Source organism: Seramator thermalis (genome assembly GCF_004138125.1).
GTDB lineage: Bacteria > Bacteroidota > Bacteroidia > Bacteroidales > Dysgonomonadaceae > Seramator > Seramator thermalis.
In genome coordinates this window covers 52233-74152 of the sequence record NZ_RXHS01000001.1, presented here as the reverse complement: position 1 = coordinate 74152, position 21920 = coordinate 52233, and the positions used below count along the sequence as shown (strand labels likewise).

Genomic DNA, 21920 nt, shown 5'->3' with positions numbered 1-21920 from the left:
CCTATTTATATGTATGTTTCGAGCAGCTTGACAGATGCGCTTGGTTTTACGTTCACCGAATTTGTGTCGGCAGGGATGAGTAGCGTTTCTCCCTGTTTCAACACAACCGAATTGCCTTTGTCGTCAGTAATCTGACAGGAGCCGTCTATGCAAATAAAAATGACGAACGAATCCAACAAGCTGTAATCTCGGTTAATTTCCAGACTGAGATCGAGAAGATTCGTCGTGAAGTAATTGCACGAAGCAAGTTGAACCGGATGATTGGGCGTGGGCAGGTATTCTGTTTTGTAAGTTGGATATACCGTATAGTCGATGGCATCTTTTGCCAGGTCGGTGTGCAGTTCACGTGTATTGCCGTCAGCATCTTTGCGATTGTAATCGTAGATGCGATAGGTTATGTCCGATGTTTGCTGTATTTCGGCAACAAAACATCCTGCTCCGATGGCATGAACGCGTCCTGCGGGCAGAAAAAATACATCACCCGGTTTCACGTAATATTTCTGAAGTGTTTCGGTAAAAGTATTGTTCTTTACTCTTTCCACATATTCATCGGGAGTTATGCTTTTTTGAAATCCGGAATAGAGATAAGCATCGGGTGCAGCATTGATGACATACCACATTTCGGTTTTCCCGAAGGAATTATGTCGTTGTTTTGCCAATCGATCATCCGGGTGTACTTGTATGGAAAGATCGTCGCGAGCATCGATAAACTTGATCAGCAAGGGGAATGTATTACCGTATTTTTCATATACTTTTTTCCCCACCAGTTGTTCTTTGCTGCCGAGAAGTAATTCCGAAAGAGACACTCCTTTCAGGTCACCATCCGATATTACCGAAATAGAACCCTTGACACCCGATATTTCCCAACTCTCGCCAATTCCGTTTTTTACGGGTTTTATATTTTTAAATTCGCAGAGTCTTGATCCTCCCCAAATCACAGGTTTTAAAATCGGTTCAAACTTAAATGGATATAATTTCATCGATATGTTCTATTTTGATTTTATTTAATCGACTTTTTTCATGACAAAAGCCGTGCGGGCGGGCAAGTATAGTTTCAACCAACCCTTATTGTCGGAAGCGTAAAGCGGATCGAATTGAGTGAAGTGAGGAATGCTGTCGTCATTCAATCCGAAGCCCCCGAAATCCGGATTGTCTGTGTCGAGAATGACTTTATATTCCCCTTGCGGCACTAAAATGCCGTAATCGCTAAACGATGTAACGGGATGGAAATTGAAGACAAAAAGCAAGTCTTGACGCATATAGGCAAGCACATTATCACCGTCCTTCTCCCAAATTTTAATGATGGGTGTTGCTTGAAAATCAGGTACCGATTTGATGAGTCGGAGCATAGCTTTGTCGAAATCGCCCAAGTAATGATATTTCAAATTGTGATCGTCGGCCAAATGCCATTGACGGCGAGCATATTTGTAGGACCATCCGTTACCTTCGCGAGGGAAATCGATCCATTCGGGATGACCAAACTCATTGCCCATAAAATTGAGATACCCGCCATTAATGGTTGTGGCTGTTACCAGACGAATCATTTTGTGCAGGGCAATGCCACGATCTACCAGATGCGAACTGCTCACCAGTTTGGACATGAACCAATACATGTCGGCGTCGATCAATCGGAAAATAATCGTTTTATCACCCACGAGTGCCTGATCGTGACTTTCGACGTAAGAAATAGTTTTTTCGTCTGCCCGGCGATTGGTTGTTTCCCACCATATAGCTGTTGGATGCCAGTCTTCGTCTTTTCTCTCTTTGATCATCTTAATCCAAAAATCGGGAATGTTCATTGCAAGCCGATAATCGAATCCGTAGCCTCCTGCTTCGGACTTTAGCGCCAATCCGGGCATTCCACTCACTTCCTCGGCAATGGTAACAGCCGAAGGATTCACTTCGTGGATGAGCTTATTGGCTAATGTGAGGTAACAAATAGCGTCGCCATCTTGCCCCAAGTTATAATAATCGGCATAGGATGTGAATGCTTCTCCCAATCCGTGACTGAGGTAAATCATGGAAGTAACCCCGTCGAAGCGAAAGCCATCGAACTTGAATTCTTCGATCCAGTATTTGCAATTCGACAAAAGAAAATGTAAAACTTCGTTTTTCCCATAATCGAAACAAAGAGAGTCCCATGCCGAATGGTTCCGGCGCGATGGATCGGAATGAAAATAAAGGTCGTAGGATCCATCGATACGGGCAATGCCTTCGGCTTCGTTTTTTACGGCATGCGAATGCACGATATCCATGATGACGGCCAACCCCATTTGGTGTGCGGCATCGATGAGGTGCTTTAGCTCATCGGGAGTTCCAAAACGAGACGATGGTGCAAAGAAATTGGAAACATGATAGCCGAACGATCCATAGTAGGGATGCTCTTGTATGGCCATGATTTGAATGGCATTGTACCCGTTGTCTTTGATTCGGGGTAGAATTTTTTCGCGAAATTCATTATAAGTCCCCACTTTTTCCTCTTCGGTTGCCATTCCGATATGGCATTCGTAGATGAGTAATGGGGAAGTGTCCGGTTTGAATCGGTCGATATCGAATTGATAAGGTGTTGGAGGATTCCACACTTGGGCGCTGAAGATATGAGTAGCCGGATCCTGTACCACATATTGAGACCAAGCCGGGATTCGTTCGCCTGATCCACCTTCCCAACCAACCAGCATTTTATAATAGTCGAGGTGATGAATTTGGTCGAGAGGAACACGTACTTCCCAAACGCCATTTTCAATTCGTTTAAATCTATAAGATTCTTGCCTTTGCCAATTATTGAATGATCCGATCAAATAAATTTCGACGGCATTGGGTGCCCATTCGCGCAAAATCCATTCGCTTTCCGTTTTGTGAAGCCCGAAATACAAATATCCGTTAGCGAAATCCGATAAAGTGATGTTTCCGTTTTGCGTGAGATCTTTTTCACGTTTCACGACGTAGTCGTATCGGCCTTGTATAGCCTGTTCGAAGGGTTCGAGCCACGGATCGTTTTTGATGATGTCGAGCATATTGGTTTTTTTTATAAATGGTTATGATACGGCTACTTTCACGACTATTTTTTTTATTATTCCGTTACCGACTAACGGTGCATGTCCATCGCTGGGAAAGAAAATGGCAAATTCACCGGCTTGTACGGTGATATAGGTTGTGGGTTCATCGTCAAAAAATTCGATATCCCTTTCTTCATCATAACCGCCGATACTTTTTTTCAGTGTATCGAGCGAACGCCAGCCAAAGGTCTCCGATTTTGTCACAGGAATCTGAATATCGATGAATTTTTGATGCACTTCGAGTTTCGCTTCGTCTTGACTTTTCATGTCGGATTCAGAAGCAATAACTTTTAGTTGTTGTCCGTCCAACTCGGTTACTCCGATAGGAAGATTATTCCAATTGAGCGAATTAATATACGAAAAAACCTCTTCGAAACGAGGGTGAAGTGATAAATATTGTTTTGAATTGGATAAGTTATCGATAATCATATTGGTTTTTTTTGATATTTGTTCGAGTGGCACAAAGTTAAAAGAAATTACAAACAAACTTGTTTTATTTTAAGCTAAAAAGCACTCATCATCGGTTTTTTTCGAAAAAATATTACCTTTGCCGTATCTAAAAAATATCGACCGCTACGTGTTTATCTGTAATATTTTTTTTGAATGAAGTATTTTATTTCCTTATTTTTCGGCATCCTGGTTTGTTTGAGTTCATTTGCTCAAAATGCTGCAATAACTTGCAATTTGGGTTTTCGGTTTGAGATCAGCAATAATCCCAATTGGGGCGAGAACGAGCCGGTTGTGGTGGAAGTTACACCCGGATCGCCCGCAGCACGGGCCGGATTAAAATTAAACGATATTATTCTCGAAGTGAATGGCAACGGCACTTTTTTGAAACCCTATTCAACCATTATGTCGTGGTTTGCCGAGAGGAGCGGCGATATGACTCTAAGCATTCGAAATCTGGAAACCACTTTTAAAACAATTTCCTTACTAAAGGATTGTCGGTTTAAGAATGCCATTAACGAAGCGCAACTGTCATCGGTTTTTGCATTCTACAGTCTCGAAGATGTTCAGGACAGACGTTTTGTTATTCCCGTCAAAACCAAAGTCAATCCGAATGCCAAATTGCACCTATATCGCACTTATGATTTTGCCGGAAATAATGATGAGCTTTCGGTTCTCGACAAGCGAATTAACTCCATTTTCGAGAGGATTTTACGCAATCGGGGATTAAGACGTGACACACACGATCCCGATTTTGTTATACAAACATATTATTCTTACGAAAGTAATTCTCTATTCAAACCAAATTCGCCAACTTACGGATCGTATCAAAATGTTTGGCGATTTGATACTCGTAATAACCGGATGATTAAGATTCCGGTCTATTCGCCGTCCGAAGCTGTTCGGGTGGACGATATAATGTTCAATCTCTCATTCGGGTTTCAGTTTTATGACAAAAAATATATCGAACCCGGTGAGATGACCTTAATTTGGGAAAGTGAAGTGAAAGAAAGACTCGGCACAAATTATGGCCTCGAAAATTATTTAGAAATGAATCTCCCCCTCATTCTGCTGAAATATCCGTACCCGGGAAGTCTTAATTTGGCTACTTATCAGGTGAATCACCTCAAATACAATTACACGGGAATCAGTTTCGATTTTAACGACCTGAAAACCATTGTTGCCATTGATGCCGAATCACCGGCTGCAATTGCCGGTCTTCGGCCGGGAGATGTTGTTCTGAAAATCCAAAATCAAAAATTCGATCACAATTCCAAAGCCCTCACACAAGCATATCGACTTTTTATAGCCGAGACAATGCAATACAGAGACCGCAATTCTCGATACACCGATGTAAATGGATTCAATAATTGTATGTTTTGGGATGTTTCGCAATACCACAATGTAGCCAACGCACTGAAAGATAAAAGATATAAACCGGCTTTTGCTTATCTTTTCAATTTTAATCAATATATCGATTGGGGAACGCCCCGATCTATCACGATAGAGGTGGAAAGAGGCGATGAAACATTGTTGTTTGAAGTGTTCCCGAAAATAACGGTTAATTCTACCATTTCGGTGAAATAGGAGATGCATGGAATCTAAATTTGTCGGACAGACAAGTCAAACAAACATATTTGATGTAAGAACTTTTTCCCTTTTTCGGGAAGCCTTCTTTGAGAACACTCGCTTTCGATCGTGAATTTTTCGATACGGACATTCTGTAAATTGAACGATGAAGAATTTAAAGGTTGGTGTTTTTTTTGTACTTTTGCAGTTTTGAAAAATCAATCAAGTAAACAACACAATTTGCTATTTTTTTTGAATCACATCATCATCCGAATAAAGAGTAAAAATGGATAAAAATTCACTTATCGGTTTGTTGTTGATCGGAGCCATTATTGTGGCATTCAGTATCTATAACCGACCCAGTCAGGAACAGTTAGCGGCACAGAAGAGAAAACAGGATTCGATACAACTTGTGGAAGCCGAAAGAGCAAGACTCGAAGTTGCTCAACGAACTACAGACAGTCTCACATCTGTCCCCGAAGAACAAGGCAGCGTGGACAGTTTCTTCAGTGCTTCAAAAAGTGCGATCTCGTCATCGGACAGTATGTCAGTCTCAACGCCGGACTCTGTGTATTCGCTCCCCGAAAAAGAACAGTTGATCGCGTTAGAAAATAATAAGATAAAACTAAAACTGAGCACAAAGGGAGGCGTTATCCATTCTGTGATGTTAAAAGACTTTTTACGCTACAACAAAGATAGTCTATATTTCTGGGAAGGAGACGAAGCCAACTTTAATCTTGAACTCTACAATCGAAACAGTGTGAAGCTTTCGACAGAAAATTTATATTTCACCCCGATAATTTCGTCAGATCAAAATTCGGTTATCATGCGACTCGAAAGTTCGCCGGCGCAATATATCGATTTCGTTTACACTCTTCCGGAAGATGAATATATGATGCGTTTCGAAATCAGGGTAGTGGGGATGAGCGATGGATTGCATCCCGAAAGTCTTCGAAATTTCAAACTCAATTGGCAACAGAAATTGCGACAGCAGGAAAAAGGCGAATCGTTCGAAAGACGTTATGCTCGCATCATGTACAAATATCAAAATCAGGGAGTTGAGAAAATGAATCCCGACAAGAGCGATTCGAAAGAACTCACCGAACCTGTCCAATGGTTTGCCTTTAAAGATCAGTATTTCACTACGGTAGTGATACCCGACAAATCGTTTAATACAACGATTCTTCACTCAGATGACATCCTAACGGGCAATTACCTTAAAAATTACAGGGCGGAAGCGATGGTTCCCGTATCGGTAGATGAAGCCAACAATGCCTATTATGCAGGATTTAGATATTACTTCGGACCCGTGCATTACTATACGCTGAAAGCTTACGATAAAGGAATTGATAATGATTCTGATAAATTGCTGCTTCACGAGCAGGTAGATTTGGGATATCGATGGTTGAGTTGGGTAAACAAATGGTTTGTGCTTCCGATTTTCAATCTGCTTAGAAATCAGGGACTGACAATGGGATTGATTATTCTGATTCTGACGTTATTGGTTAAACTTATCATTTTGCCGCTCACCTATAAATCGTTTACCTCGACGGCCAAAATGCGAGTTTTGCGACCGCAAATTCAGGAAATAGAAAAAAAATATCCCGGTCAAGACCAGGAAATGATGATGAAGCGCCAAAAAGAAACAATGGAATTATATTCGAAAGCCGGTGTAAGCCCAATGAGCGGTTGCCTGCCAATGCTGCTGCAAATGCCGATTCTGCTTGCATTGTTCTTCTTTTTTCCTTCTGCTATTGAATTGCGACAACAAGGATTTCTTTGGGCGGATGATTTGTCAACCTACGATTCTATTATTCAATGGAGTGGAAATATTCCGTTAGTGACTCGCTTCATGGGCAATCATATCAGCCTTTTTTGTTTGCTAATGACTATTGTAAATGTATGGTATTCGACTTACAATATGAAAATGGCAGACACCGGACAGGCGCAAATGGCCGGCATGAAATATATGCCTATCTTCATGGCAGTATTTATGTTCTTCATACTTAATTCGTATCCGGCCGGATTAAATTACTACTATCTGCTTTCGACACTTATTACGATGATTGTCACCTTTGTTTTCCAGAAAACGCTTGACGAAGATAAGCTTCTGGCGCAATTGGAAGAAAACAAAAAGAAGCCCAAAAAGAAATCGGGATTCATGGCACGACTGGAAGAAGCACAGAAAATGCAGGAAAAACAAGCTCGTGAAAGAGCCAAAGAAAACGCTAAAAAGAATTATCGTCGATGAAAAGCTTTCGCCTGATTTGCGATTGTTTCGACGATGAGAAAAAATCAAAAAAAATAGAGGTGCTACGATAGCATCTCTATTTTTTTTCGCGGATCTCTCCGCGTTTTATCTTTCCGCTGATAGTCTTGGGAAGTTCATCTACGAACTCGACAATCCGTGGATATTTATAAGGAGCAGTGATGTTTTTTACATGATTCTGAATTTCTTTCGCCAATTCATCGTTGGCCTTATCTTTGTAGTCATTTGCCAACACGATCGTTGCCTTGATGATCTGTCCGCGTATTTCGTCCGGAACACCCGTTATGGCACATTCAACAACGGCCGGGTGTGTCATCACGGCACTTTCCACTTCGAATGGTCCGATGCGATAACCCGAGCTTTTGATCATATCGTCCGTACGACCAACAAACCAGTAATATCCATCTTCGTCGCGCCAGGCAACGTCGCCCGTATGGTATGTATTGTCGGCATAAACTTGGGCGGTGAGCTCGTCGTCGCGATAGTAACCGCGAAACAATCCGAGAGGTTTGCCTTCTTTCGTGTAAAATACAATTTCGCCTTGTTCGCCGTCTTCAGCAGATCGTCCGTCCGGAGTGAGCAGATCGAGTTTATATAGAGGATTAGGAACACCCATAGATCCGGGTTTGGGGCTCATCCACGGAAAAGTAATGATAGTTGCAACCGTTTCGGTCTGACCAAATGCTTCCATAATTTTAATTCCGGTCTGCTTGTAAAACGTTTCGAAAACCGACGGGTTTAAAGCTTCTCCGGCCGTTGTGCAATACTCGAGCGACGACAAATCGTATTTACCGAGATCCTCCCGGATGAGAAAACGATAAATCGTTGGAGGAGCACAAAACGAAGTAACTTTATAAGTTGAAATAATGCGGAGCATATCTTCAGGAATGAACCTGCCATCGTAGTCGTACACGAAAATACAGGCGCCGACAATCCATTGACCATATAATTTACCCCACATCGCTTTTGCCCAACCGGTATCGGCTACAGTCAAATGGAGACTGTTTTCGTGAAGATTGTGCCAAAACTTGGCAGTAGTGATATGCCCGAGTGGGTAGGTAAAATCGTGAATTACCATCTTGGGTTGACCGGTGGTGCCTGAGGTGAAATACAAAAGCATGCTATCCTCATTCGTATTCACATGTTCGGGTTTGACGAATGGAGATGCTTTTTTTACTCCTTCGTGAAAATCGATCCATCCTTCGGGAATATTGTTTTTGCCAACCAGGATGCGAAATTTTACCGTCGGAGTTTTTGGCATTGCAAGATTGATGTGAGTGACGAGGTTTTCATCGTCCGAAGCTACGATTGCCTTTATTCCTGCGGCATTTGCCCGATACACAATGTCTTTATCGGTGAGCAGGTGAGTGGCGGGAATAGCCACAGCGCCGATTTTGTGCAACGCAACGATCGATTGCCAAAACTCGAGATTACGTTTCAAAATCAGAATTACCATATCGCCTCTGCCAATTCCTAACGATTGGAAAAAAGAAGCAGTTTGATCCGACAATGTTTTGACTTGGGCAAATGTTAAGTCTTGATGTTCACCTTTGTCGTTTGTCCAGCACAATGCCCTTTTGTTTGGGTTGGTGCGTGCCCATTCGTCCACAACGTCGTAGGCAAAATTGAAATTTTCGGGGATCTCTATTCGGTAATTTTTTACGAAATCCTCGTGTGATGCAAATTGTGTTTGTTTTACAAATTTTTCGATCATGATAACCAAAACGGAATATAAATGATTAATAGTGTTTGCTTGAGATTGGCCAAGACAATTTTAAGCTGATTTGTTAACTCCAAAGCTTTTGACTTTTCACTGATTTTATGGATGTAGTATGACGGCCAAAAACTTTACGGCCCGATTGTCAAGGGCTTGCATGCCGTGAGGAAGCGAAGAGTCAAAATAAATACTGTCGCCCTCGTTCAAAATGAGGTCTTTACCGTTGAAACGAATTAACATGCGGCCTTCGAGCACCATGTTGAATTCTTGTCCCGAATGAATATTTTGATAGATATCCTCTTCGAGCGGCTTAGGCTCAACAGTTACGATGAAAATTTCGGCGAGATTATGTGTAAATCCTGCAGTGAGCGATTGATATTTATAGGCTTTCACGCGTTCCACAGTCACACCTTTATCCTTGCGGGTAATGAAATAAGAATTCATGCGTGGTTCGGTACCAAACATCAGCGTTGCCAAATCTACTTTGAATTCGCGTTCCATGCGCAATAAAATCGAAACGGAAATGTCTTTCTCCCCTGATTCGTATTGCAAATATTCTTCAGTTCCGATTTCGAGCAGTCGAGCCATTTCTTCGGGTGAATAATTGAGCGCATCACGTAAACCTTTCATGCGTTCGCCGATTTGTTTTAAATCTGTTGTCATTTTTGTGTTCGTTTTCTTTCAGAAAGAAATTTCAATTTTATCGACCGTAAAGGTATAAATATATTTACAAAAATTTGTTCAACAAGATGAAAAGAATGGCTTAGGAATATTTGCCGAGAAATCGCTATTGCTTTTCGATAATTCTTTTTCCGTGTTTTTTGTTTTGACCAAATTATTGCTTTCGAATAATTTCGTTCATCAGCTCTTGATGCAAATATCCGTTGCTTGCAACTATTTCTTTTCCGAAGATATAATTGTCGCCGTCCGAAAAGTCGGTACAACGTCCCCCTGCACATTTCAGAATAAAAGAGGCAGCAGCCACGTCCCAAGGAGAAAGTGCCGAATGAAAATAGGCATCGCTTCGTCCACAAGCCACATAGCATATTTCGATTGCAGCCGAGCCTTTGATTCTGAAGCTGCACTTTTTGAATTGATGAAGAGCGTTTTGCAAAATCTTTTCACCTTCAGCCGTAAGATTATATGGAATGCCAAATCCGATGTAGCCGTTTTGAAGCATGTTTTTTTCGCTCACCTTTATGGGTTTCTGATTCAAACGTGCATTTTCGTTTTCGACAGCATAGTAAAGTTCGTCTGCAACAGGGTCGAAAACTACGCCTAAAAGTATCTTGCGTTCTTTCATCAAAGCAATACTCACCGAGTAAGGTGTATCCTTATGTACATAATTTGTGGTACCATCCAAAGGATCGATGATCCAGACATATTGTTTTTCTACAAACTCTACTGTGGCTTCTTCGGTCAAAAATCCTGCTTCCGGTAGAAGTTGCGACAATGCTGTGACGAGTTGGCGCTCTGCTTCTTTGTCAACATAAGTTACATAGTTGCGGGCACCTTTCATTTCTATCGACGATGTGTCTATTTTCTGCTGCTGTTCTTTCAAATATTTTCCCGTTGTGATGGCAATGCGGCATACTTCGTCACAAAGGGAGTGAATGGGATAATTCATCATTGTTTATTCGATTTATTTTTCTATTTGTTTAGAAATCAAGCGGTCTCTTTTATTTTGCGCTTGTTGTTTCCTCGAAAAACGTTATTTTCATTTATGTCTTTCCACCAGCACCTCTTCGATATCCTGCAATTTTAGATTTTTTGTTTTCAACAAAATCAGGAAGTGGTATAACAAGTCGGCAGCTTCGTTTTTGAAAAGAACAAGATTATCGTCTTTGGCTTCGATAACAAGTTCCACCGCCTCTTCACCCACTTTTTGGGCAACTTTGTTTACGCCACGACTAAACAAATTGCTGGTGTACGAATTTTCGGGTTTGTCGGCAATTCGCTGTTCGATGACATTTTCGAGTTCGTAGAGAAATCCTTTTGGTAATTTGTTGCCGAAACAAGAGTAAGAGCCCGTATGACAGGTAGGCCCTTGCGGGAAAGCTTTCACCAAAATGGTGTCATTGTCGCAATCGGTCAGTATTTCATCAACAAAAAGAAAATGTCCCGATTCTTCGCCTTTAGTCCATAGTCGTTGTTTGCTGCGGCTGAAGAAAGTAACCTTGCCTTCGGCAATGGTTTTATCGAGCGCTTCACGGTTCATGTATCCGAGCATGAGCACTTGCATTGTGAGCGCGTCTTGAACGATGGCGGGAACTAATCCGCCCGATTTTTCAAAATCAATATTCATCTGATGGGTATTTGTTGAGTTTTTAAATATGCTTTTAATTGAGGAATAGGTATTTCGCCAAAATGGAAAATGCTTGCTGCCAATGCAGCACCGGCCTTTGTTTGTGTAAATACTTCGGCGAAATGTTTCATTGTGCCTGCACCGCCGGAGGCGATTACGGGAATATTCACTGCCTCACTTACGGAGCGAGTGATGTCGATTGCAAAGCCGCTTTTTGTTCCGTCGTTATTCATCGATGTGAGCAATATTTCGCCGGCGCCAAGTTGTTCGCCCGTTTTTGCCCATTCCGTTGTGCGCAGTGGAGTGGGAGTGCGTCCGCCGTGCACATAAACCTTCCATTCTCCGTTTTCGAATTTGGTGTCGATGGCAAGCACCACGCACTGACTGCCAAATTCGCGCGCAATGTCGGTAATGAGTTGCGGATTTTTTACGGCCGATGAATTGATGCTCACTTTGTCGGCTCCTGCCTTGATGATGGATCGAGCATCTTCGAGGCTGTCGATGCCGCCACCTACGGTGAAGGGAATATTGATTTCGCGAGCAATACGATTCACCAGGTCGGTGAGTGTTTTGCGTTTTTCGACTGTGGCGGTGATATCGAGAAAAACCAGCTCGTCGGCTCCTTCCCGGACATATCGTTTTGCCAGCTCAACCGGATCGCCGGCATCGCGAATATCGACGAAATGGACGCCTTTCACTGTGCGTCCCTCACGAATATCGAGGCAGGGAATAATTCTTTTTCGGAGCATGATGAATAAATTTATCGAAAGATGTTTTCCGTCACCGATTTTTCTAATTCTGCAAGTGAAATGCGACCTTCGTAAATGGCTTTACCAATGATGGCTCCGTCGCATCCGATGTTTTGAAGGATTTCCAAATCGTGAATGGACGAAACGCCTCCACTTGCGATAAGTTTTATGTCGATATTGTCGATAATCTGCTTGTATAAATCGATGGAAGGACCTTGCAACATGCCGTCTTTGTCGATATCGGTACAAATCACGTAGCGAACACCTTTACTTGCATAGTCGGAAATGAAATCAACAACATCGATTTCCGACTGTTGCTGCCAACCGTGAGTGGCTATTTTTCGGTCGTTGCTGTCGGCACCCAATATGATTTTTTCGCTGCCGAAATATTCGAGCCATCGTTCAAACATTTCGGGATATTCGGCAGCAACACTTCCGCCGGTAATTTGTGCGGCGCCATTTTCGAAAGCAATTCGTACGTCATCATCCGATTTAATGCCTCCGCCAAAGTCGATTTTAAGCGAGGTATGTGTCGCAATTCGGTATAAAGTTTTGTAATTAACGATATGTTTGGATCGGGCGCCGTCCAAATCAACCAGATGCAAATATTGCATTCCGTGTGCTTCCAATTCCTTTGCCACTTCCAATGGCGAGTCGCGGTATATCTTTTCGGAGTGATAATCGCCTCGCGTGAGTCGCACACATTTTCCGCCGATAATGTCTATAGCAGGGATAATTCTCATAATTTTTGTTGAATCGTTTTTTTACATTGACAAAAAGTTTCGCAGTAACCGTTCACCTACTGCTGCCGATTTTTCGGGATGAAATTGGGTAGCAAAAAAATTATCTTTGTGCATGGCTGCACTGAAAGGCAGAATATAATCGCATTGGGCAATGGTATGTTGAGAAAGTTCGGCATAATAACTGTGAACGAAATACACAGTATCGTCCGTATCGAATCCATCGAAAAGCGTCGTTGAGGTATTGGTCAGATTGTTCCAACCCATGTGAGGAACAATGTCGGTTGGCGGAAATTTTCGGACTTCGGCATCGAATATTCCTAAACAGTCGGTATCTGCTTCTTCGGAATGACGACAAAGAAGTTGTAATCCGAGGCAAATCCCCAATACCGGTTGATCGAGCGAACGGATGACCTCGTCGAGTTTTTTTTCGGAAAGATATTTCATGGCGGAGGAGGCTTCGCCCACGCCCGGAAAAATTACCTTTTCGGCCGAATGTAGCACAATCGGGTCGTCGGTAATGATGCACTCGAAACCAAGTCGTTCGACGGCATTCTTAACCGATGTAATATTTCCCGCGTTATATTTGATAATGGCAATCATATTTTGATTGTATGTTTTAATCTAAATTACGCCTTTGGTGCTTGGTATTCCTTCGTTTTCTCCTTTTTTGACAGCCATTTTCACGGCTTTGGCGAATGCTTTGAATACCGCTTCAGCCTTGTGATGTTCGTTATCGCCTTCGGCTTTGATGTTGAGATTGCATTTGGCATTGTCGCTAAACGATTTGAAGAAATGGAAAAACATTTCGGTAGGCACTTCTCCTATTTTTTCGCGGTTGAATGCAACATTCCAAACAATCCATGGTCGACCTCCAAAGTCGATTGCCACTTGCGCCAGACAGTCGTCCATAGGCAGCAGAAAACCATATCGGGCAATTCCTTTTTTCTTGCCTAATGCATGAAGGAAACATTCACCCAACGCAATGCCCACATCTTCGATGGTATGATGCTCATCGATATGCAAATCGCCCTGAGCTTTCACACTCAGATCGATGCCGCCATGTCGGGCAATTTGATCGAGCATGTGATCGAAAAAACCCAAGCCGGTGGATATGTCACTTTTGCCCGTGCCATCCAGATTTACCGAAACGGAAATTTGGGTTTCGGTAGTGTTTCGAATAACAGTTCCCCGACGAGGTTCCGATTTCAGAAAACGATAAATTTCGCCCCAATCAGAACTGCACAAAACGGCCTCGTCTGCTATAGTATTGCTTAACAGAATGGATTTACACCCCATATTATGAGCGAGTTGAATATCCGTAGTTCTGTCGCCAATCACGAATGAATTTTTTAAATCGTAATTCCCTTTCAGATAATGCGTGAGCATCGCTGTTCCGGGTTTTCGTGTCGGCAGGTTTTCGTGCGGGAACGAACGATCGATGAGTATTTCGCTGAAAACTACCCCTTCGTTGCTAAAAGCCTGAATGATTTTATTTTGCACCGGCCAAAATGTTTCTTCGGGAAACGAAGCCGTGCCAAGCCCGTCCTGATTGGTAACCATCACCAACTCATATTCGAGCTCATTGGCTATTTTCGACAGATTCTGAAAAACTTTTGGATAGAATTCGAGCTTTTCGAGACTATCCACCTGTTCGTCGTCAGGTTCGACGATAAGTGTTCCGTCACGATCTATAAAGAGTACTTTTTTCATTTTTTGGAGCAATTTATATGCTGAACTTTCTTAATTCTTCCAATAATCTGCGATTTTCCTCCGGAGTACCGATAGTAATGCGGACGCAGTTTTCGACTTGCGAATGACGATTGCGAATGATAATTTTTTTGTTCACCAAATGCCGATAGACGGCGTTTGCATCGGCAACCTCAACCAACAAAAAATTGGATTCCGAAGGATAAATTTTCTTTACGACAGGCAGTTTTTCGAGCTCCTCGATCAAATTTTCGCGCTCATTGATAATTGTCCCGATTCGCAGTGAATTTTCGCGACGGTTGGAAAGCGCGCGCAAGGCGGCTTCCTGATTGAGCTTGCTCACGTTGTAGGGAGGTTTTGTTTTGTCCATCAAAGCAACGATTTCCGCACTTGCGAAGGCAATACCCACGCGCGCACCGGCCAATGCCATCGCTTTACTGAAAGTTTGCATTATGATTAAATTGGGATAACTATTCAGCGAAGGGAGCAACGACTTATCGGATCGAAAATCGATATAGGCTTCGTCCACAACAACGATTCCCTTGAATTGTTGAAGAACGGTATCGATGTTTTTAAGCAGATTTCCTGTCGGATTATTGGGTGAACAGAGAAAAATAAGTTTGGCTTCCTGCTTAAGGATGTTATTTATATCGAGTTGGAAATTGTCTAACAGCGGTATTTCGATGACATGAATATCGTTGATGTTGGCAGCCACTTCGTACATTCCATAGGTTGGTGGACACACAATTACGCTATCCTTGCCGGGAATGGCGAAGATACGATAGATAATGTCGATAACCTCGTCACTGCCGTTGCCGATGAATATTTGTTCGACAGGAATATCCTTTGCTTCCGATAGTGCCGCCTTCAGCGCTTTTTGGTGCGGATCGGGATAGCGATTGAGCATGCCGAAAGGATTTTCGTTGGCATCGAGAAAGATTCCCTCCTCGCCCTGAAATTCGTCTCGGGCGCTCGAATAGGGTTTCAGTGACCAGATATTGGGACGTACAAGTGATTTTAAGTCGAAGGGTTTCATTATATGTTTACGATTTTGATAGTGTTTCCTTTAATCGAAGGGTTACGGCATTTTTGTGGGCTAAAAGTTGTTCGGCTTCAGCCATTGTTTCTACTGCAGGCCCTATTTCGCAAATGCCTTGTTCGGTTACATGCTGAAAGGTTATTTTCTTGACAAAACTGTCAAGCGAAACGCCGCTATATGCTTTTGCAAAACCACTTGTAGGTAATGTGTGATTGGTGCCGCTGGCATAATCGCCCAAACTTTCGCAGCTATATCTTCCTAAAAAGACCGATCCGGCATTTATCACTTTTTTTGCCCATTCGGCAGAATTTTCAATTGCTAAAATCAGATGCTCAGGAGCATATAAATTGCTGAATGCCAAACATTCATCCAAGTTATTCAACAAAATGGCACGACTGTTTTTTAATGCTTGCGCAGCGATGTCCTGTCGGGGGAGCAATGCAATCTGCAAATCGATTTCTTTCAGAATTTCTTTGATTGTTTTTTTGCTGTCGGTTACAAGCATCACCTGACTGTCGGGCCCGTGTTCGGCTTGCGAAAGCAGATCGGCCGCCACAAAAGAAGGATTGCACGATTCGTCGGCAATAACCAACACTTCGCTTGGCCCTGCCGGCATGTCGATGGCAACACCCTGCAGCTGTGCATAACGTTTGGCTGCCATAACATATTGGTTGCCGGGTCCGAAAATTTTATCTGTTTTCGGCACCGATTCCGTGCCAAAAGTCATGGCTCCGATGGCTTGCATGCCGCCGATTGCAAAAATCTTGGTAACCCCCGTTAATTGAGCAGTATATAAAATTGCCGGATGTATGTTGCCGAATTTGTCAGGCGGAGTGCAAAGCACAATTTCGCTGCAACCTGCAATTTTTGCAGGAATAGCCAGCATCAGTACGGTTGAAAAGAGTGGGGCAGACCCTCCCGGAATGTAAATGCCGACCTTTTCGATGGCTTTCGATTCGCGCCAACAAGTAACGCCCGGTACAGTCTCCACAACCACGGACACTTCGCGTTGCGACAAATGAAACTTTTTAATATTTTGTCGCGCCAGGTCAATGGATTGTTTTAGTTGTTGGGAAAGATTGTCGGCCGCTTTGTCGATCATGTTTTGATCGACCGGAAGTGAAGTTTGTTCGGGATAATCGAATTTTCTACTATATTTTAAAACAGCCCGATCTCCTTGCTTCGCAATATCGCGAAACACGTCGTTCACCATTTTTCGCAGCTTATCGGGGCGAATTTCAGGTCGTCTCGCAAGTTTTTCCCACTTCGCCGGAGCAGGATTCGAAATTGTTTTCATTGCGTTTTATTATTTGGTCGGCTATAGAATCATTTTTTCAATATTCATCACAAGAATACCTTGGGCTTTCACATCTTTCAGCGCATCGATCACATCCCAAAATTCATCTTCTTGAACTACCGAGTGAATGCTGCTCCAGCCTTCTTCGGCCAAGGGAAGAATGCTGGGAGATTTCATTCCGGGCAAAATTCGACAAATTTCGGGAATAGATTCGTTGGGAGCATTCATGACGATATATTTGCTTCCGCTTCCTTTTTTGTAAGCTCGAATACGGAAAAGCAATTTTTCGAGCAGTGCTTTTTTCTCGTCATTCAACGATTTGTTTGCTATTAATACAGCTTCGCTTTTTACAATGGCATCAACCTCTTTCAATCCGTTCATAATAAGCGTGCTGCCGGTGCTCACAATATCGAAAATGCCGTCGGCAAGTCCGATGCCGGTTGCAATTTCAACGCTTCCACCAATTTCTTCGATTTTAACGTCGATGCCTTTTTCGGCGAAATATTTGAGCAATATTTTCGGATAACTCGTAGCGATTTTTTTCCCCTGAAAATACGAAATACCCGTATACTCCTCCTCTTTGGGAATAGCCAGCGAAAGTCGGCAATTTCCAAAACCAAGTTGCTCTACTATGTCCACGTCCTTGTCTTTTTCCCATACTTCGTTTTCGCCTAAAATACCGAGATCTGCAACGCCTTGTTCTACATACTGAGGAATGTCGTCGTCGCGCAGAAAAAGGATTTCCATCGGAAAGTTTCGAGCTTCGGCCTTAAGTTTTCTGTCCGTATTCGAAATTTTGATTCCGCATTCTTTAAGCAGCTCGAGTGATTTTTCGCTCAAACGACCGCTTTTTTGGATGGCAATTTTCAATTTTTCTTCCATATCGTGATTGTTTTTGCCCGGTAAATTCGTTGGGATATTAATATTATAAGAAAAAAACCCGCCTAATTTACTCAAGCGGGTTTTTAATGTATCCTTTTACGTATCGGCATATCATAGTCAGCTCGCTTGACCGCAAGTTTGAAAATGATGATGATGAATACGATTAGCTTTCATTTTTGATTTAATTTCGCGGCAAAGATAGTGGTTTTATTTTTTATGGCCAATTTTTTTGGAAAAATGTTTTCATTGTTCCCTAAAATATGGGTATTCAGCTAAAAAGAATATTTTGATTAATTTTGTTGTTTCAAAATACGTATATCTGCAATATGCAGCCAACCATCACACTAATTCCTTATGGCGGCCTTGCCAATCGAATGAAAGCAATTGAATCGGTGCTTCATCTCATCGACAATACTTCGTTGCAGGCCACTGCAATATGGTTTAAAGATAATGGACTTAACTGCCGTTTCGACGACTTGTTTTGTTCCATCAAAACAGATAGATTCAAATTGCGAGAGGCTGCGGCAAGCGATTATTTGCTGTATGACAGACCGCGAAAGAAGAATGCATATCTGCCGGCTGTTTTTCAACAGATGCAATTTGACGGACGTCTGCGTGACGATGAAGTTACACAATTGCTTTACAAACAATTCGATTTTCGGCAATGGGCTTTGTCGCATCGCAAATCCTATATTTCGGCTTGTGTGCTGTTTTATGAAAACCATCGGCGCAAACTTTTCGATGCATTTGTTCCTCTTCCTGCATTGCAGGCACGAATCGATCTTATATGTGAAAGTTTCACCTCGCATACGGTCGGCATACATATTCGTCGCACAGACAATATTGACGCCATCAATGGCAGTCCGACAGAACTTTTCGTGCAAAGGATGCGGGAAGAATTGCAATTATATCCCGAAACCAAATTTTATGTGGCCTCTGATTCTCGGTTGGAAAAAAACCGCATGATTACTGCTTTTGGAGATCGAATTATTGTTTTGTCGGACGTCGATGCCTCGCGAAATTCGGTTCGCGGCATGCAGGATGCGCTCGTTGAATTGTATGTATTGTCGCGTACCAATAAAATATTTGGATCGCATCAGAGTTCCTATTCCGAAACGGCTGCTCAAATTGGGAATATTCCCTACGAGAGAATTTTCAGAAAATAGTTTTCTCGTAAAGTTGTAAAAATACTGAAAAACCACTGAAAATAGCTTAGAGGCAAGTTTAAATGGCATTTTTTTATGTAAGTTTGCACCCGATGAAACAAAAGATTGCAACCATTTGTCTTTTGTGCTTGTCGACTACTCTTTTGTTTTCGCAGGCAAGAATAATTTTACCGGATTCTTCGCAAATCACGCGAGATCCCGATTCGTTGGCATTACTCCCCCGTCATGTTAATCCTCGCCAACCAAACGTTACTGTGGCTAAATTGCAAGACACTATTCAGCCAACTCGATTTACTACATGGAAAATTGTGGAACGCACCGGTGATCGATATTTAATACCAATGGATACGGCGTTGCATAATTATCATCAAACAACACTTCCCGACGGATACTCTGTAGCTATGGGTTATTTGGGAAATCTGGGCTCACCGTTGATATCAAAAATATTTTTTGAGCGAAAAGAAAAAGATCAATTCGTTTTCTACGATTCTTATTATCCTTATAATAAGGATCCTGATAATCAATTGTTCTATAATGTTCGAATCCCATATTCCAATCTTTCATATCAGACTGCCGGTTCTTCGCAAAATCAGGAAGAAAGACTTCAGGGACGAATAACCATGAATTTCGGCAAAAAACTGAATGTGGGACTCGATCTCGATTTTTTGCAGGCAAAGGGATTTTACAATTCTCAATCGGTGAAATTCAACGATTTAGTATTTTATGGAAATTATTTGAGTGACCGGATTGAAACGCACTTTTTCGCTTCTTCCGCCGGAATCACTCAATATGAAAATGGGGGCATTAGCGATGACAATTTTATTACTCAGCCCGATTCGATTGAGCAAAGTTTTACTTCGAAAGATATTCCAACACGTATGTCCAACACATGGAATCGATTGAAAACAAATCAGTTTTATATAAGCGGACGTTACAATCTGGGTTATAGAAAACAAGCAGAGTCCGATGAAACGCCGGGCGAATTTGTGCCTGTGGCCAGTTTAATCCTTACGTCTCGATATCGCGAGCAGTATCGACGTTTTTTGTCGTACGATACACTGTTTGTAGATCAACAAAACAATATTCGTGCCATCGATACACTTTATAAACACAACTATTACCCTCAAGCAGTTGACGATAGCACACATTACTCATCGTTTAAAAATACTTTTGCCATTTCTATGCGCGAAGGATTTAAAGATTGGGTTAAATTCGGTCTCACAGCTTTTGTCGAACATGATTTGCGAAATTATTCGATGGTGGATACGGTCGGTAATGGTCGTTTTACTCATCGAGAAAACGCCGTTGTAATAGGCGGCATATTAAATAAGCAGCAAGATGATAATTTGAGATTCAATGTACAAGCCGATATGGGCGTGCTTGGATATAATTTGGGGGAATTTCGAATATCGGGAAATGTGCAAACCGGATTTTATATTTCAGGCAAACGAACTGAGCTTGAGGCGGAAGCATACATCAAAAATCTTAAACCCAAATTTTTAGAGGAAAATTACCAATCGAAATATTTTTGGTGGAACAAAAATTTTGACGATACGCGTCGTGTGTATGTAGGGGGGCGTTTGTTTATTCCTTTTACGAATACTACATTGAGTCTTGGCGTCGAAAATCTGCAGAATTTTCTTTATTTCGATGCCGAAAAAAATCCTACGCAGGAATCATCGAATATACAAGTGCTGACGGCAAGAATCGATCAAAAACTGCGATTCGGTATTTTTAATTGGGATAATCAGGCGGTTTATCAGACGTCGAGCAACCAAAATGCGATTCCGGTTCCTACGCTAAGCCTCTATTCGAATATGTATCTTAAAACCAAAATTGTGAACGAACTGACCCTGCAATTAGGAGTGGATGCTCATTTTCATACCAAATATTTTGCTCCCGGGTATGAGCCTGCTTTGTTGCAATTTTACAACCAACGCGAGTTGGAAATTGGAAACTATCCGATTTCAACTTTTTATGCCGATATGCACTTGAAGCAAACTCGCTTTTTTGTGATGATGTATAATGTGGCCTCGCTCGTCATGAAGCCCAACTATTTTTCGCTTCCTCATTATCCGGTCAATTCCATGCTGTTTAAGATGGGGTTATCTGTCAATTTGTACAATTAAATAATACCGGATTTTTTATGAAATCGAAGAAACTGTTGTATCTCTACGGTTTTTTGTTGATAGTAGTAATTTGGTTAATGTTTTCGTTAAGGAAACAAATCAATTCAAAATCTGATACCTACGAAGTAAGAGATTATCCCCAGATCAAAAAAAGTGGAGAATTGAATGTTGTAACCGATTACAATGCAATTGGATACTTCGTTTCGGGAGATACTTTGGCGGGTTTTCAGTATGAGTTGTTGCGCAGACTCGAAAAAGATTGGCAGATAAAAGTGAACATTTTCTTGGAAAATAAATTAGAAGAAAACCTTGAAGGACTTCTTTCTCGACGTTATGATATTATCGCCCGAAGCATACCTGTTAATATCGATTTACGGAGCAAAGTTGCTTTTACTCAGCCTATTTTGTTGAATAAACAGGTACTGGTACAACGAAAAGCGGAATATAACAATGGAATAGCACCTATTCGTCAACACCTCGAGTTGGCAAAAAAAACAATTTATGTTCCTGCAAATTCACCAGTAATTCTACGTCTCGACAATCTTTCGCATGAAATAGGAGATACTATTTTTATCATGCAAGATCCCTCATACGAAACAGAGCAACTAATTATGAAAGTGGCAGGTGGTGACATAGATTTCACTGTTTGTGATGAGAAGATTGCCACACAAATGGAGAAAAGATTGCCTGAAATCGACATAGAAACAGATATCGGTTTTACTCAATTCGATTCGTGGGCAGTGCGGAAAGATTCGCCGATGCTGCTTGATAGCCTCAATATATGGTTTTCACATTTTAAAAAGACAAAAGAATTTCAGCTTTTGATCAAAAAATACCTGAAATGA

General features: G+C 41.9%; 19 protein-coding genes. 5 read left to right on the top strand and 14 right to left on the bottom strand.

All coding sequences use genetic code 11. The features are described 5' to 3' along the window. Positions 1-5: 5 nt before the first annotated feature. From EJN84_RS00320 to EJN84_RS00310, 3 genes are read right to left on the bottom strand one after another with little or no spacing between them, the layout of a single operon-like run. Positions 6-980 carry a type I phosphomannose isomerase catalytic subunit gene (locus EJN84_RS00320; RefSeq protein ID WP_129593556.1) on the bottom strand — a complete coding sequence of 325 codons (975 nt, stop codon included), beginning with the start codon at positions 978-980 and terminating at the stop codon, positions 6-8. Between the two features lie 24 nt (positions 981-1004). After that, complete coding sequence (locus EJN84_RS00315) at positions 1005-3014, bottom strand: alpha amylase C-terminal domain-containing protein (RefSeq protein WP_129593555.1); 2010 nt, start codon at positions 3012-3014, stop codon at positions 1005-1007. 21 nt (positions 3015-3035) lie between these two features. After that, positions 3036-3485 (bottom strand): YhcH/YjgK/YiaL family protein, encoded by a 450-nt coding sequence (locus EJN84_RS00310; RefSeq protein ID WP_129593554.1) that lies wholly within the window; start codon positions 3483-3485, stop codon positions 3036-3038. 174 nt (positions 3486-3659) lie between these two features. Here EJN84_RS00310 and EJN84_RS00305 point away from each other — a divergent pair, with 174 nt between their 5' ends. After that, positions 3660-5090: a PDZ domain-containing protein gene (locus EJN84_RS00305; protein ID WP_129593553.1), complete on the top strand. Its 1431-nt coding sequence runs from the start codon at positions 3660-3662 to the stop codon at positions 5088-5090. 268 nt (positions 5091-5358) lie between these two features. Then, positions 5359-7323 carry a membrane protein insertase YidC gene (gene yidC, locus EJN84_RS00300; RefSeq protein ID WP_129593552.1) on the top strand — a complete coding sequence of 655 codons (1965 nt, stop codon included), beginning with the start codon at positions 5359-5361 and terminating at the stop codon, positions 7321-7323. Positions 7324-7399: 76 nt separating this feature from the next. Here yidC and EJN84_RS00295 read toward each other — a convergent pair whose 3' ends face one another. The 11 genes from EJN84_RS00295 to hisG form a co-directional block, all read right to left on the bottom strand. Then, positions 7400-9055, bottom strand: a complete 1656-nt coding sequence (locus tag EJN84_RS00295; RefSeq protein ID WP_129593551.1) for an AMP-binding protein — start codon at positions 9053-9055, stop codon at positions 7400-7402. 105 nt (positions 9056-9160) lie between these two features. Beyond that, complete coding sequence (locus EJN84_RS00290) at positions 9161-9721, bottom strand: helix-turn-helix domain-containing protein (RefSeq protein ID WP_129593550.1); 561 nt, start codon at positions 9719-9721, stop codon at positions 9161-9163. Between the two features lie 172 nt (positions 9722-9893). Then, the gene (locus EJN84_RS00285) at positions 9894-10688 is read right to left on the bottom strand and encodes an inositol monophosphatase family protein (RefSeq protein WP_129593549.1); all 795 of its coding nucleotides are present in this window, start codon (positions 10686-10688) and stop codon (positions 9894-9896) included. 87 nt (positions 10689-10775) lie between these two features. Beyond that, on the bottom strand, positions 10776-11363 hold the full coding sequence (hisIE, locus tag EJN84_RS00280; protein WP_129593548.1) for a bifunctional phosphoribosyl-AMP cyclohydrolase/phosphoribosyl-ATP diphosphatase HisIE: 588 nt from the start codon (positions 11361-11363) through the stop codon (positions 10776-10778). After that, on the bottom strand, positions 11360-12112 hold the full coding sequence (gene hisF / locus EJN84_RS00275) for an imidazole glycerol phosphate synthase subunit HisF (protein ID WP_129593547.1): 753 nt from the start codon (positions 12110-12112) through the stop codon (positions 11360-11362). The genes hisIE and hisF overlap by 4 nt, the downstream gene beginning before the upstream one ends. Positions 12113-12123: 11 nt before the next feature. Next, positions 12124-12858 carry a 1-(5-phosphoribosyl)-5-[(5-phosphoribosylamino)methylideneamino]imidazole-4-carboxamide isomerase gene (gene hisA, locus EJN84_RS00270; RefSeq protein ID WP_238943897.1) on the bottom strand — a complete coding sequence of 245 codons (735 nt, stop codon included), beginning with the start codon at positions 12856-12858 and terminating at the stop codon, positions 12124-12126. Between the two features lie 18 nt (positions 12859-12876). Further along, positions 12877-13455 (bottom strand): imidazole glycerol phosphate synthase subunit HisH, encoded by a 579-nt coding sequence (gene hisH / locus EJN84_RS00265; protein WP_129593545.1) that lies wholly within the window; start codon positions 13453-13455, stop codon positions 12877-12879. A 21-nt stretch (positions 13456-13476) separates the two neighbouring features. After that, on the bottom strand, positions 13477-14565 hold the full coding sequence (hisB, locus tag EJN84_RS00260; RefSeq protein WP_129593544.1) for a bifunctional histidinol-phosphatase/imidazoleglycerol-phosphate dehydratase HisB: 1089 nt from the start codon (positions 14563-14565) through the stop codon (positions 13477-13479). Between the two features lie 13 nt (positions 14566-14578). Continuing rightward, the gene (gene hisC / locus EJN84_RS00255) at positions 14579-15598 is read right to left on the bottom strand and encodes a histidinol-phosphate transaminase (RefSeq protein ID WP_129593543.1); all 1020 of its coding nucleotides are present in this window, start codon (positions 15596-15598) and stop codon (positions 14579-14581) included. Positions 15599-15605: 7 nt separating this feature from the next. Next, positions 15606-16898: a histidinol dehydrogenase gene (gene hisD / locus EJN84_RS00250; protein ID WP_129593542.1), complete on the bottom strand. Its 1293-nt coding sequence runs from the start codon at positions 16896-16898 to the stop codon at positions 15606-15608. Positions 16899-16919: 21 nt separating this feature from the next. Then, the gene (gene hisG / locus EJN84_RS00245) at positions 16920-17780 is read right to left on the bottom strand and encodes an ATP phosphoribosyltransferase (protein ID WP_129593541.1); all 861 of its coding nucleotides are present in this window, start codon (positions 17778-17780) and stop codon (positions 16920-16922) included. A gap of 326 nt (positions 17781-18106) precedes the next feature. Between hisG and EJN84_RS00240 the strand changes: the two genes are divergently transcribed. The 3 genes from EJN84_RS00240 (at position 18107) to EJN84_RS00230 (ending at position 21920) form a co-directional block, all read left to right on the top strand. Next, the gene (locus EJN84_RS00240) at positions 18107-18946 is read left to right on the top strand and encodes an O-fucosyltransferase family protein (protein ID WP_129593540.1); all 840 of its coding nucleotides are present in this window, start codon (positions 18107-18109) and stop codon (positions 18944-18946) included. 92 nt (positions 18947-19038) lie between these two features. Then, complete coding sequence (locus EJN84_RS00235; RefSeq protein WP_165003988.1) at positions 19039-21075, top strand: putative porin; 2037 nt, start codon at positions 19039-19041, stop codon at positions 21073-21075. Between the two features lie 17 nt (positions 21076-21092). Then, a complete protein-coding gene (locus tag EJN84_RS00230; RefSeq protein WP_129593538.1) occupies positions 21093-21920 on the top strand; it encodes a transporter substrate-binding domain-containing protein in 828 nt (275 codons plus the stop codon).